The following is a 13,835-nucleotide window of genomic DNA, read 5'->3' as shown; positions in this document are numbered from 1 at the left end:
ATGTGGGCGGGCGCGTGGAATGTCATGGTGTGGGAACCGATTTCGGACCGGTCGCCCGCGCATTGAGCGCGCGGGGCATGGATTTGGCGATGCGGCACGCGCCGGGCGAACCCCATGTCCGCGCGGGTGACGCGATGATCCTTTGGCAGCGAACGGATGATCCGCTTGCCCGCGCGCATGCCTTGGACAGTGGCGCGCAGGACGTGGTCGGCCCTTGGATGCACGAAGCGGAAGCTGCCGCAAGGATTATTCGTTTGGCGCAGGGGCAGAACCCAAGGCTGGTTCGGGGAGACCTGGTGATTGACCTGTTGGAGCGCCGGGTGGAGAGGAGCGGGCGCGCGATACCGCTGCTTGCCCGCGAATATGCCCTGTTGCTGCACCTTGCGCGTCATGCGGGGCAGCCGCATAGTCGTGAAGACCTGCTTCGGTCGATCTGGCGACTGGACTTTGACCCGGGAACCAACAGCGTGGAGGTACATATGTCACGCCTGCGCGCCAAGCTGGACCGGGGCCATCAATGGTCGATGCTGCGCACGGTCAAGGGGCGCGGCTACATGCTCGATCCCGGCGCGGGCGCGTAAGCGCGCAGGAACAGATCCACCGCGAATGCGGCATCCCGTTCGATATTCTCTGGTTCGACGTGACTGATCTGGCCCATCAAAAGCTGATGATGGAGTCCGGCCATGCACAGCGCCGTGAGCGCGCGGGCGGCCTCGAGTGGATCCGCCGCCCGCAGCGCGCCGCGTCGCATGGCTCCTTCCAGAAATTCGGCCAGCAGCGCCCGGGTATTACGCGGCGCCAGTTCAAAGAAGATGCGACTGAGTTCGGGAAACCGCCCGCCTTCGGAAATGACAAGGCGTTGCAACGCAATGGCTTCGGGGGACGTCACCTTCCCCACAAGGCTGATGCAGGCGCCCAGCAAGACTTCCTCCAGCCCGGCGTCGGGGTCGAGAATTTGGGAGAGGCGCGCGCGGTAGGCCCGGGCCACACGATCAAGCACGGCAGCAAACAGAGCGTCCTTTGACGGGAAATGACTCCAGAGCGTGCCTTTCGATCCGCCGAGCGCGGCAGCGATCCTCGACATGGTGGTGCCGGCATAGCCATGATCGAGGAAATAGCGTTGCGCGACCTCCAGGATCATCTCCTGTCGGTCGCGTTTCCGTGCCTCCCGTCGGCTGCAGGATGAAGGCTCGTTCAGCACCGTCATAAAAGCGTACCATATAGTACGATAACCTTGTTGACAAGCCACTGCAAGGAGCGCAAGGGCAATTTTCATACTATCTGGTACGGTTTGTAATGGCGATGAGTCGCATGATGTTATCCACTCGCCTCATTATGGGTTCTGCCGCAGCACTGCTGCTGTCGGGCTGCGCGGCGATACCCGACCTCGGGCAGGAACCCGCAATTCGCTCGGCCCAGAGCGTCGATGCCCGGCAAAGCCTGACCGCGCCTGAAGCCGTCTGGCCGGCCGATGATTGGTGGGTGGCCTATGGCGATCCGCAACTGACGGCAATCATCGAAGAAGGCCTGAAGAACGCGCCGGATATGGCGATCGCCGCCGCTCGATTCCGTCAGGCACAGGCAGTGGCGCAACAGGCGGGGGCCGCGACGCTGCCGTCGGCCGATCTGGAAGCCAGCGCCAATACCACGAAGCAGAGCTACAATATGGGCCTGCCAAAGGAATTCGTGCCGCAGGGATGGTTGGGCACAGGTCGCGTGGCGTTGGACTTGGGGCTGGACCTTGACCTGTGGGGCAAGAACAAGGCGGCGCTGGCGGCTGCGACGTCCGAAGCGCGGGCCGCTGAAATTGACGCGCGACAGGCGCAGCTCGCGCTCACCACCGGGATCGCCAACGCCTATGCCGATCTCGCGCGGCTCTATGACGAGGCAGAGGTGCAGCAGCGCACGCTCGACATCCGGATGGCCAGCCAGAAACTCGCTGCGGAACGGCGCGTGAATGGCCTCGAAACGCGCGGCAGCGTGCGCCAGGCCGACGCGACCGTCTCGGCCGCCAAGGCGCAGCTTGCCGGCGCCAAGGTGGCGATCGCCCTGCGCCAGCATCAGATTGCGGCCCTGATCGGCGCCGGGCCGGATCGCGGTCTGTCGATTACGCGGCCCGCCAAAGGTCAACTCTCGCCGCTCGGTCTGCCGGCCGATGTTACGACCAATCTAGTCGCGCGCAGGCCCGATATCGCCGCTGCGCTGGCCCGCACGGAAGCTGCGGCCAAGCGAATTAAGGTCGCGCGCGCCGATTTCTTCCCCGCCGTCCGGCTGGGTGCGCTGATCGGCGTGCAGTCGCTTGGCTATAACACTGTCTTTACCGGCAACGGCGCACAAGGCGGCGCGTCGCCTTTCCTGGACACCTTGTTCAAAAAGGATTCGATCTTCGGCAATGCCGGACCTGCGATCAGCCTGCCGCTGTTCCATGGCGGCGCGCTGCGCGGGCAGTATCGGAGCGCCCGCGCCGTCTATGATCAGGCGGTGGCGACCTATGATAAGACGGTGTTAACCGCCTATCAGGAGGTTGCAGACGCCGTCACCAGCCGTCGTGCGCTCGAACAGCGTCTGGCGGACGCCCGCGCGGCGCTGGCCGCCTCGCGCGACGCCTATGACGTAGCGCAGAAACGCTACAAGGGGGGGCTTTCGCCCTATCTCGACGTGTTGAATGTCGAGGATCAGCTGCTCGCTGCCCAACGCACCGTCTCTGATCTGGATGCGAGCGCCTTCTCGCTCGACATCGCTCTCATCCGAGCGCTGGGCGGCGGATTTACCGCCAGCGCTGCTTTGCCCAAGGACGACATCCATGGCTGACGCCGAACCTGAAAATATCGCGCGGACGAGCGAGCCGCAGGCCTCCGAACAGGACGCGCAGCAGGACCAGCGCAACAGCGCCCGGCGCAAATGGCTGATCCGGCTGGGCCTGTTGGTGCTGGTGGTCGCCCTGCTGTGGGGCGCCTGGTATCTTTTGTTTGGCCGCAATCATGTCAGCACCGACAATGCCTATGTGAATGCGGAAATGGCGCAGGTGACGCCGCTGATCGGCGCGCAGGCGATCGACGTGCTGGTCAGCGACACGCAGTCGGTCAAGAAGGGCGATATTCTCGTCAAGCTTGATCCGACCAACGCCAAGATCGCCGTCGCGCAGGCAGAAGCCGACTTGGCTGAAGCGCGCCGTCGTTTCCGCCAGACCGATGCGACCAGCGATTCGCTTGCCGCGCAGGTTCAGGCCCGCAGCGCCGATATCGTTCAGGCGCGTGCCCAGCTTGCCACCGCGCAGGCCGATCTTGAAAAGGCGCGCGTCGACTTGCAGCGCCGCGAAGCGCTGGTTGCCGATGGCGCAGTGTCGGGCGACGAAGTGACTGCCGCGCAGACCGCTTATGTCAGTGCGCAGGCGGCGCTCAGGCTGGCGCAAGCGGGCGTCAAGACGGCCGAGGCGACGCGCGGTGCGGCGACTGGCCAACTGGAAGCCAACCAGGCGCTGGTGCGCGGGTCTACCGAAGACACCGACCCGGCGGTCCTGGCCGCGAAGGCGCGGCTCGAATCCGCTAAGCTCGATCTGGAACGCACGACCATTCGCGCGCCGATCGATGGTGTCGTCACCAAGCGGCAGGTGCAGGTCGGCCAGCGCGTTGCGCAGGGCAGCCCGATCATGTCCATCGTCCCGATTTCGCAGGTCTATGTCGATGCCAATTTCAAGGAAAAGCAGTTGCGCGGCGTCCGTATCGGCATGCCCGCCAAGGTGACGTCCGACCTTTATGGTGGTGACGTCGTCTATCATGGCAAGATTGTGGGTTTTTCCGGTGGCACCGGCTCTTCCATGGCGCTGATCCCTGCGCAGAACGCGACCGGCAACTGGATCAAGGTGGTGCAGCGCCTGCCGTTGAGGATCGCGCTTGATCCCAAGGAACTGGCTGCGCACCCGCTGCGCGTCGGCCTCTCGATGGAAGTCGAGATCGACTTGGCCGACTGAAGGGAGCGCGCGGCATGGCGAGCGAAGACGATATCTTCTCGCGGCTTTCGCCGCGCACCCGGACGCTGGCGGGACTGGTTCTGGCATTGAGCAATTTGATGGTCGTGCTCGATCTGACCATCGCCAATGTGTCGGTCCCGCACATTGCCGGCAATCTTGGCATTTCTCCCGATCAGGGAACGTGGATTATCACCTCCTACGCCGTGGCGGAGGCGATCTGCGTACCGTTGACCGGCTGGCTCGCGCAACGTTTCGGGGTGGTGCGGGTCTTCACCCTTGCGATGGCCGGCTTCGGTCTTTTTTCCGTTCTGTGCGGCCTGTCGACGACGCTTGGCATGCTTGTCGCGTGCCGGATCGGCCAGGGTATTTGCGGCGGTCCGATCATGCCGATGTCGCAGACGCTGCTGATGCGCATCTTTCCGCCCGAAACGCGCAATCGCGCGATGGGCATGTGGGCGATGACGACATTGATGGGGCCGGCGCTGGGGCCGATCGTCGGGGGGTATATCAGCGACAATTGGAGCTGGCACTGGATTTTCTTCATCAACCTCCCGATCGCCGTGCTGTGTGTCTTTGCCGCTCAGGCTTTGCTGCGGCCCGTAGAAACCGAAACGGCCCGGGTGCGCATTGACAAGGTCGGACTGGCATTGCTCGTCTTCTGGATCGGCTGTCTTCAGATCATGCTGGACATCGGCCGCGATCATGACTGGTTCGCGGATCCCACGATCATCGCGCTGGCGATCATGGCTGCGCTCGGCTTCTGCGTCTTCGTCATCTGGGAGCTGACTGAGGAGCATCCGGTCGTGGACCTGCGCGTGTTCCGCCATGTTGGCTTCAGCTCTGCGCTTTTCACCCTGTCGCTGTGCTTCGGGTCCTATTTCGCCAGCATCGTCGTCATTCCGCAATGGCTTCAGATGTCGATGGGCTATACCGCGACCTGGGCGGGTATCGTGACCGCGCTCACCGCCATGGCGGCGTTGTTCACCGCGCCGATCGCCGCGCGGATGATGGCCAAGACGGACCCGCGCCTGCTGATTTCCTGCGCCGTCGCCTGGATCGGGATCATGTCGTTGTGGCGTGCCCATTGGACCAGCGGCATCGATTTTTATGGCATGGCCCTGCCGCAGTTCATTCAGGGCTTCGCCTTGCCCTTCTTCTTCATTCCGCTAACGACGCTCAGTCTGGGATCGGTGCTGCCCAGCGAAACCGCCTCGGCCGCCGGCCTCCAGAATTTCGTACGTACGATGGCGACAGCGATCGCGACATCTCTGGTGCTGACCGAATGGGGTGATTCCCAGCGCGTGTCGCGCGCCGAAATGACGCGCGTGCTTCAGCCTGACCAGACCCAGTCGCTCCTCTCGTCATTGGGCCTGTCGCCCGACCAGATCCGGCAGGTGATAGCCAATATCGTCGAGCAGGAGGCGACGGTGATCGCCATCGACCATGTCTTCTTCATCTCCGCGATCATCCTCTTCGTCGCCGCCGCGATTGTGTGGATGGCGCCCAAGCCTGTCGGCAAGGTCGACACGTCCGCCGCGCATTGATAATGGAGCGGGGCGTCAGCCGCGCCACCGTCCAAGGATCGCGCCGTCCCGCAACACCGCGCGCGCCGCATTGTGGCCCGGCGCGCCGGTAACGCCGCCGCCGGGATGCGCTCCGGCGCCGCACATATACAGGCCGCGCAGTGGCCCGCGGTAGGCGCCATGGCCTAGCACCGGCCGCGCCGCCCACATCTGATCCAGCGTCAAGGCGCCATGCATGATGTCGCCGTCGATCAGCCCGAATGTGCGCTCAAGGTCGAGCGGCGAGTGGATCTGACGAGCGATAACGCTGCGGGCAAAGCCCGGCGCCTGGGCATCGACCGTCGCGATGATGGTGTCGGCCGCCTCTTCCCGGGCATCGTCCCAACTCCGTCCGTCGGGCAGATGCGGCGCGAATTGCTGACAGAACAGGCTGGCGACATGGCATCCGGCCGGTGCCAGGCTGTCATCTACGGTGGAGGGGATCAGCATTTCGACAATGGGCGCGCGCGACCAGCCGTCACGCTTTGAGTCCATGAAGGCGCGATCCATATAATCCAGGCTGGGGGCGATGATGATGCCGGACTGATGATGCGCCCCTTCCCCCGGCCGGCAGCGGAAATCGGGCAGGGCGGACAGGGCAACATTCATGCGAAACGTGCCCGACCCGGTTCGGAAACCTTTGATACGCTTGACGAAGTCCGCTGGAAGGTCGTCGGGTTCCATCATCCGCTCATAGAGCAGCCTTGGCCCGACATTGGCGATGACCCTTTTGGCCATGACCTCCTCGCCGCCCTCCAGACGCACGCCTACAGCCTTGTCGCCATCGACCAGCACGCGCGCGACGGGCGCTTCCAGACTGACCTCGACCCCCATCGCCTGGACAACCCGCGCCATCGCCTGAGTGATGGATCCCATGCCGCCGACGACATGCCCCCAGGCGCCTTTCTTCCCGTTCACTTCACCGAAAACATGGTGCAGCAGGACATAGGCGCTGCCGGGGGTGTCGGGCGACGCATAGTTGCCGACCACCGCGTCAAAGCCGAAGGCGGCCTTGACCGGGTCGGACTCAAACCAGCTATCCAGGAAGCCGCGCGCTGATTTGGTGAACAGGTCCAGCACATCGCGCTGCTGTTCGATGGTGAGCGCTGCGACATGTCGACCCTGCCTTAGCGCATCGAGCATCATTGTCATGCCGTCGCCGACATTGGGCGGGCATGTCAGCACCAGGTCGCGGATGACATTCGCCACCGTTTCCAGCGACGCATAATAAGCAGGCAGGGCGTCGGCGTCGCGCGGACTGAATTTGGCGAATTCGGCTTGCGTCCGCGCGATGCCGCCGCCCAGAATGAGATATTGGTCGTCCGGCAAGGGCAGGAAATTGCTCACCGGCCGCTCGATGACTTTGTAGCCCTGGTCGATCAGCCGCATATCGCGAATGATCCTGGGGTGGAGAAGGCTTACCGTGTAACTCGCCGTCGAATTGCGGAAGCCGGGATGAAATTCTTCGGTGACGGCCGCGCCGCCGACTATCGCGCGGCGTTCGAGGATCCGGACCCTGTAGCCTGCGCGTGCCAGATAAAAGGCGCAGACCAAGCCATTATGTCCGCCCCCGATGATCACGGCATCATAGCGCTTGCCCATGCCCCTCACTCCATCACGCTGCTCACTTTACAATCGTATAACAACTGCATGTGCAAAGTCGATGAAGCTGTCGCGTTCGCCGTCGGCGTGATCAGGCGGTACGATCCGGCTGCTCGCCCCAATCTGCAAGGATGCTGGCCCGACTTGCTGCCTTTTCCCAGGGAAATACGAACCAGTCCTTGGTTACTGCCCGGTCGATCGTTTCCGCGCGATAGTCCACCCGCGCCGCCGATCGGCTGTTATCGATCAACACCGCCACGCGCAGCAGCGCCGCGTCGGCTTCGCCGAGCGCGCTGCGCAGGCGCTGGATCGTGCGCCCGCTGTCATTGATGTCGTCCACCACCAGCAGCCGTTCGCCGGCCTTCACCCGCAATCGCAATTCGCCCAGCAGCGTTTCGGCAAAGGCCGGGACCTGCGCGGAAAGATCGACCGATAGCATCGGTCGTCCCAAAGCATGGCTGAGCCAGGTTGCCGGCGCCAGCCCGCCGCGGCCGATGCCCACGATCCAGTCGGGTCGCCAGCCAGACGCGATCACGGCGTCGGCCAAGAGATCGATCTGCGCCAGAAAGCGCGCCATCTCTATGTCGGTCAGGACCGGCTTCCGCATTGTCATCCTCTCACCATCGCCGCGTCTCCCTCGATGGCAGCGTGCGCGCCATAGCGTCGCGCGAGCCAGGCGCAGGCCATCAGCTGTATCTGGTGAAAGACCATGACCGGTAGCAGGATCGGCCCCGCCATCGCCGCCGGAAACAACACGCCGGCGATGGGCACGCCCGACGCCAGGCTCTTCTTGGACCCGCAAAATTGCAGCACGATCGCATCCTCGCGGGACAATCCCATCAGCCGCCCCAGACCCCAGCTGGTCAGCAATATGATGATCAGCAGACCGGCCGAAACGGCGACCAGCGTCAGCATCTCATCCTGCGACACGACCCGCCACAATCCTTCCACGACAGCGGCGGAAAAAGCGGCATAGACCACCAGCAGGATCGATCCCCTATCCACGCGGCCGATCTTCGCCCGGTGCCGATCGATGAAGCTGCCGATCCAGGGGCGCAGCATATGGCCAAGGACGAAGGGCAGCAGCAATTGCAGCACGATCCCCTCCACGGCGGAGAGGGAAATGAGGCTTCCGCCTCCGCCCCGCTGTATCAACAGCGCGACCAGCAGCGGTGTCACCACTATGCCCAACAGATTGGAGAAGGAGGCGCTGACCACGGCGGCGGCGACATTGCCGCGAGCGATCGCGGTGAAGGCGATGGAGGACTGAACCGTCGATGGCAGCAAGGTCAGGAACAGCAATCCGGTGCCCAAGCTTTCCGGCAGTGGGCCGAATCGGCTGATCAGCCATCCCAATATGGGAAAGAGAAGGAAGGTCATCGCCAATGTCGCGCCATGGAGTTTCCAGGCTCGGGCGCCCTGCCAGATGGCGGCGCGCGACAATTTCGCGCCGTGGAGGAAAAAAAGCAGCACGATGCCCGCATCCGCCATGCCCTCGGCAATGCGCGCGCCCTGGCCGCGCGCCGGCAGCACGGACGCTAGGGCGACGGTCGCAATCAGCATCAGCAGAAACGGGTCGAGCGCCTGGCGCAATCGGTTCATCATCACATCTGGCACCATTTGATCGAAACGCAGGGGATAGACGCGCCCGTCAGACTGCGCCAACAATTTCCCTTTGCAGCGCAACAAGGGAGAGGCCGGGCGTGAGCGAGAATGTAGCGATCATCGAAAATGAGGGCGTGGTGGAGATCCATCTCGATCGCCCGGACAAGAAAAACGCTCTGACAGGCGCCATGTATCACGCCATGATAGCCGCGCTGGCGGATGCGTCGGCGCGCGAAGCGGTTGGCGCGGTGCTGATCACGGGACGGGGGGATGCCTTTTGCGCGGGAAATGACCTGGCGGATTTCAGGGCCGGTCCGGAAGGAGGGGCGGCAGCCTTTGATTTCATTCAGGCGATCGCCGCTTTCGACAAGCCGTTGGTGGCGGCGGTGCAGGGTTTGGCGGTCGGCGTCGGCACCACCATGCTCTTGCATTGCGACCTGATCTACGCCGCGCCTGACGCGCGTTTCATTTTGCCTTTCGTCAATCTGGGCCTGGTCCCCGAAGCGGGCTCCAGCCTGCTCGCGCCCGCAATCCTGGGGCATGCCAAGGCAGCGGCAATGCTGCTGCTGGGCGAACCGCTCGATGCCGAGGCTGCCGACCGCGCGGGTCTGATCACGGCTATCATACCCAGCGAGGCGCTGATCGACCATGCCCGAACCAAGGCCGCAGCGCTGGTAGCCAAACCTCCCCAGGCTCTCACAGCGACGCGCAGGCTGATGAAGGGCGATCCTGCGCTGTTGGCCAGCAGGATGCAGCAGGAGGCCGCATTGTTCCGGCAGGCTATGGCTTCGCCCGAAGCTGTAGAAGCCTTCACCGCCTTCTTCGAAAAGCGCCCGCCGGTGTTTCGCCGGGATTGAACCACTTGCGCGCGGGGACTGCGAGTGTCGGGTCTGCTGTCGTTGCTGGATCAGGGATGGAGCATCCGCATCCAGCGTGCGAAGTCGAGACTGCCATTGTCCTGGGCCAGCAGGTGCGGTTGCGACCAGAAATCCGCGCCGCACTGACGCGCTTGCCCGGGGGCGATGCCGAAGGCGCTTCTGAAGGCGCGACTGAACACGGATTCGCTCGCAAAGCCGCAATCGCGGGCGATCTCACCAATCTTGCGCCGTTGATTGGCGGGGCTCGACAGGATGATCGCCGCCACCGCCAGACGACGACGGCGGACATAGTCCGCGATCCCGCCGACCGGCTGGAAGGTTCGATACAGGGTTGCGCGTGACATGCCCAGGCTTTGTGCGAGCGACGCGGCGTCAAGCGATGGCTCTCTAAGCCGCCGGTCTATCTCCTGCGCCACTTTGCGGAACGGGGATAGGGGCGCGGGGGCCGTAGGCGCAAACCCACCGCCGCCCTGATCGGCCAGCATCGTTGTTACCAGCGCGACGGTCGATCGGGCCGCGACCTGGGCATCCCCCGGGGTCAGCGTGGGCAACCGGTCGACAAGCGCACGCATATAGCTGCCGAGCATCGCCGCGATCGCCCCATTTGCAGGCAGCACATGTCCGTGCAGCCGGGACGCGTCGTCACAATGGTGCGCGAGGAAAGGGCGGGGTATCAGCACCGAGATGTTCGTGAAATCCGTCGCCCGTGTTTTCAGTCCTTGAGCCAGATCGAAGATGACGACGTCACCGGCCGTCACAACGACCGAATGGTCGGCTGCAACGCCAGCGAAACCACCCTCCACATAGAGTTGGACCAGAAGGTGATCGAGGCCGCTGGTTGCGACCAGAGCAGCGTCTCGATCAAAGGCCAATGCGGAGCACTGGAACCGTCCGACCATGATGGTGCCAAGATGCCACGCAGAAAGGTTGAGGCGATATTGCCGCTCATCGCCCAGGCAAGTCAGCGTGAACACATCCTGCACTGATTGGCGGAAAGCCGCCAGCGCCTCGGGTCCTGTCATCGCATCAGTGGAAATCCCGAAAGAGGGTACAGACAAAGTTTCCGGTTTGTCCATCGGCGACAACCCCATTCCTCCCTGGCGATTAACCATTCTTTGTGGGGGTTTAGCGTGATCGAGGCAATTTGTCTCAATTTTGCTGCACATCGTTTCAACGGCTGGGCCTGGCGTTGACAATATGTCTTCTGCCGGATGATGGCCGGGCCACTGAGATTGGCCGGCGAGGGGCGCTGGAGGATATAGGCTATGATCGGCGCTGGGAAAAACGCGTGGCCAGGAATGGCAGCCGGGCATCCCCGCAAGATCAAGGCAACCATTCCTTCGTCGCATCCCGCCCGCCGTCTTTTCGCATTGTAGCGGAGACGGCTTCACAGCCTTCTGACGACGGCCAGGCGATGGCTGCGACCCCCATCGCCCGTTATCAGGAGCGGCGCTTGTCCTGGGCCATCGCGCCAGGGACAAGCGCCGGACGCGATGCCAGGATCAAAGCCCCGCAATGTTCGCATATATCTCCGATGCCGCGGCCGTCGTTCAGGGAAGGGCAAAATAGCTGCCTTAAAGTCCTATTCGTGATGAACTGGTCCACGACCTTTGCGTTATGCCCTGTCTTGGCTTGTTCGCGCCGATATGGGAAATGGGCCGGCGACTTTGGTCCGAGCGAAATGACAGGAAGACAGGCTTGCCCTTCAACAGGATGATGATCGCTGGCTGGGTCGCGGCTGTGTTGGCCATGGCGGCGTCAATGCCGCTAGCGGCGGCCGACCCCGCGCCGTTCGAATTGTCCGGGCCGGCTCTGCGCATCATGGTGACGCGCGGCGACCAGACTTTGCCGATCGGGCAAGTGCCCAGTCTGTCCGAAGGAGACAGGCTGGCGATCCGGGCGGACCTGCCCCAGGATCAGGGCGCGCGCTTCATTCTCGTTGCGGCCTTTTTGCGTGGTGCGACCAATCCACCGCCCAAGGACTGGGTCCAGTTTGCCGAAACCTGGAAGAAAAAGGCAAAGGACCGCGAACTGGAACTGACCGTTCCCAAGGGCGCGCGACAGATGGTCCTTTTCCTGGTGCCCGATACCGGCGGGGCGGAAGGGACGCTGAGCGACGCCGTGCGCGGCAAGCCAGGTGAATTCGTGCGTGCGACTCAGGACCTCAATCAGGCGTCGCTCGATCGGTCACGGCTGGACAGTTTCATGGCGGCGATACAGGCGCAGGAAAATACGCATCCGGAATATCTTCGCACGCTGGCGCCCGTCCTGGCGCGGAGCCTGTCGATGAAATTGAACGAGGATTGCCTGTCGAAGGTGATCGAGATGCAGGCGGCCTGTTTGCTCGATAATCGCGAATCGCTGGTGCTGACCGATGTCCACAGCAGTTCCATGGCCGAAACGCTAACCGGCGCGCCGACTGACCTGGCGCTGCAACTGAGCGCCACGCGGGAAGCGGGCTATGGCTATTACAGCCCCTATATCGGCGTGGCGCGCGATATCGCGCGCATTTTCGGTGCGTTCAGCAATCCTGAATTTGATTATCTTCCGACCCTGAGCGTGCGGCAAGGGGACGCGATGCACCTGCTGCTGAACGCGGCGCCATCTTTTCAAAAGCCCAAATCGGTTATGGTCGTCGCAATGCCGGCCATCGAGGCGGATAGTCCGCCCCGACTGCGCAGCGGCGCGCAAGGACCGGTCTGCGCGGTGCGGCCAGACGCCGTACTCCCGGTGGAAGGGGCGCCGTTGATCTATTCCACGGCCTATGCCCGCGACATGAAACTGGCGTTCAGGACGGCGTCGGGCGGTACGATCGACGTTCCCGTGACGCCACGCGCCGATCGTGGTGGCTATGTGCTTGCAGCCAATAGCGGACAGTTTCGGACGTTGCAGGGGTCGGTTCGTGCACATCTCCACGGGAAATGGGGCTTCAACCGCTTCGATGGGCCGGACTTCACCGTTCAGTTGCCCGACGAAAAGGGATGGTCGATCGAGGGTGATAAGCCTTCGCTGGTGGTGGGGCGCGACAATGCGGTGCGCCTGAACGGCGGTGCGCCGGCTTGCGTCGAAAGCGTTACCCTGCGCGCGCCCGGGGGGCAGGCTCAATCGCTCGGCTGGAAGGTCAGGGACAGTGGCTCGATCGCGGTCACATTGCCCCTGACCGAACGCAGGGCAGGGCCGCTCGAACTGACGGTCAAATATCTGGGCGTTGCAGAGCCCTCGATTCTCTCCCTTCGCAGCTATGCCGAACCCAGCCGCCTTGACGGCTTGACCATCCATGCCGGTGATCGGACCGCCACGCTTGCCGGTCAGCGGCTGGACCAGGTCGATAGCGTTGCGCTCGGTGACCTTTTGCTGCGCCCCGACGGATTGACGCGCGAAGGCAAGTCCGACCGGTTGATGTTGAAGGCGATTGAGGGACAGGCGCTGGAACCAGGCCGCGCCATGACCGCTGAGGTGTCGTTGCGCGATGGCCGCAAGGTCGACCTGAGCGTGAAGGTCGCCACGCCGCGCCCCCAGATCCGCCTTCTGGGCAAGACGATCGTGGCCCGCCCGCCCGGCGATGAAGGGAAGGCATTGATCCTGCTCCCTGACACGTTGCTGCCGGACGATGGATACATGAGCTTTTCGGTCGCGGTTGACGGGGACGTGCGCCTATCGCCCGCCGACGTGATTGAAGTCGCCACAACCGATGGCGGCGATATGGTGCGCCTGACGGCTGGCAAGGCATTGCAGATGGAAGGGCCGCATGTCCTAGTGGCGCGGCTCGATCCTTCGGCTTTCGGGCCGGCGTTGTTCGGACCGCTTCAGATGCGCCTTCTCCACAATGGAGAAGCAAGCGACTGGCAACCGCTTGTGACGCTGGCACGCCTTCCCCGCGTCGATGCCGTCACATGCGCCACGGTGGCGGAGGGCTGCACGATCAGCGGGCGTGATCTGTTTCTGATCGAGGCGGTCGGCGCCACCGCGACGCTGAACGACGCCGCGACCGTCGCGCATGGCTATACCGGGGCCGTGCTGAAGGCGCCCCTGCCAACGGCCGGAAAGCTCTATCTGCGCTTGCGCGACGCTCCGGGCGATGTCGTCATGCTGCCCGCCGGCTGATCGCCGCGCATCATGACCGGTGAAGATGCGGTCGACGCCTTGGAAAGGTTCCCACCGCAGAAAGATTTTTTGAAATAATGATGTTTTCCCTGTTGACCGACTCGGGTGGTGGGC

Annotated in this window: 11 protein-coding genes; 6 read left to right on the top strand and 5 right to left on the bottom strand. The window is 63.5% G+C overall.

What is annotated here, in order from left to right; all coding sequences use genetic code 11:
* Nucleotides 1-89 precede the first annotated feature (89 nt).
* A complete protein-coding gene (locus B2V90_RS16795; protein WP_293922402.1) occupies nt 90-581 on the top strand; it encodes a winged helix-turn-helix domain-containing protein in 492 nt (163 codons plus the stop codon).
* Here B2V90_RS16795 and B2V90_RS16790 read toward each other — a convergent pair.
* Complete coding sequence (locus B2V90_RS16790) at nt 551-1,207, bottom strand: TetR/AcrR family transcriptional regulator (protein ID WP_228222671.1); 657 nt, start codon at nt 1,205-1,207, stop codon at nt 551-553. The genes B2V90_RS16795 and B2V90_RS16790 overlap by 31 nt on opposite strands.
* 89 nt (nt 1,208-1,296) lie before the next feature.
* Between B2V90_RS16790 and B2V90_RS16785 the strand changes: the two genes are divergently transcribed.
* The 3 genes from B2V90_RS16785 to B2V90_RS16775 are packed head-to-tail and all read left to right on the top strand — an operon-like array spanning nt 1,297 to nt 5,514.
* A complete protein-coding gene (locus B2V90_RS16785; RefSeq protein ID WP_228222657.1) occupies nt 1,297-2,811 on the top strand; it encodes an efflux transporter outer membrane subunit in 1,515 nt (504 codons plus the stop codon).
* Nucleotides 2,804-3,970 (top strand): EmrA/EmrK family multidrug efflux transporter periplasmic adaptor subunit, encoded by a 1,167-nt coding sequence (locus tag B2V90_RS16780; RefSeq protein ID WP_228222658.1) that lies wholly within the window; start codon nt 2,804-2,806, stop codon nt 3,968-3,970. The genes B2V90_RS16785 and B2V90_RS16780 overlap by 8 nt, the downstream gene beginning before the upstream one ends.
* Before the next feature lie 14 nt (nt 3,971-3,984).
* A complete protein-coding gene (locus B2V90_RS16775) occupies nt 3,985-5,514 on the top strand; it encodes a DHA2 family efflux MFS transporter permease subunit (RefSeq protein ID WP_009823401.1) in 1,530 nt (509 codons plus the stop codon).
* 15 nt (nt 5,515-5,529) lie between these two features.
* On the opposite strand, the gene B2V90_RS16770 is transcribed toward B2V90_RS16775, so the two are convergent.
* From B2V90_RS16770 to B2V90_RS16760, 3 genes are all read right to left on the bottom strand, one after another.
* Nucleotides 5,530-7,134, bottom strand: a complete 1,605-nt coding sequence (locus B2V90_RS16770) for a phytoene desaturase family protein (protein WP_228222659.1) — start codon at nt 7,132-7,134, stop codon at nt 5,530-5,532.
* Between the two features lie 91 nt (nt 7,135-7,225).
* Nucleotides 7,226-7,741 (bottom strand): phosphoribosyltransferase, encoded by a 516-nt coding sequence (locus tag B2V90_RS16765; protein WP_228222672.1) that lies wholly within the window; start codon nt 7,739-7,741, stop codon nt 7,226-7,228.
* 2 nt (nt 7,742-7,743) lie between these two features.
* Nucleotides 7,744-8,736 (bottom strand): bile acid:sodium symporter family protein, encoded by a 993-nt coding sequence (locus tag B2V90_RS16760; protein WP_228222673.1) that lies wholly within the window; start codon nt 8,734-8,736, stop codon nt 7,744-7,746.
* 101 nt (nt 8,737-8,837) lie between these two features.
* Here B2V90_RS16760 and B2V90_RS16755 point away from each other — a divergent pair, with 101 nt between their 5' ends.
* Nucleotides 8,838-9,596, top strand: a complete 759-nt coding sequence (locus B2V90_RS16755) for an enoyl-CoA hydratase-related protein (protein WP_228222660.1) — start codon at nt 8,838-8,840, stop codon at nt 9,594-9,596.
* A 50-nt stretch (nt 9,597-9,646) separates the two neighbouring features.
* On the opposite strand, the gene B2V90_RS16750 is transcribed toward B2V90_RS16755, so the two are convergent.
* The gene (locus B2V90_RS16750) at nt 9,647-10,639 is read right to left on the bottom strand and encodes a helix-turn-helix domain-containing protein (protein WP_228222661.1); all 993 of its coding nucleotides are present in this window, start codon (nt 10,637-10,639) and stop codon (nt 9,647-9,649) included.
* Nucleotides 10,640-11,270: 631 nt separating this feature from the next.
* Between B2V90_RS16750 and B2V90_RS16745 the strand changes: the two genes are divergently transcribed.
* Nucleotides 11,271-13,721, top strand: coding sequence for a hypothetical protein (locus B2V90_RS16745; protein ID WP_414711616.1), 2,451 nt, complete (start codon nt 11,271-11,273; stop codon nt 13,719-13,721).
* The last annotated feature ends 114 nt before the right edge of the window (nt 13,722-13,835 follow it).

Source organism: Sphingobium sp. UBA5915 (assembly GCF_002431195.1).
Classification (GTDB): domain Bacteria; phylum Pseudomonadota; class Alphaproteobacteria; order Sphingomonadales; family Sphingomonadaceae; genus Sphingobium; species Sphingobium soli.
This window is presented reverse-complemented; position numbering and strand designations above follow the sequence as displayed.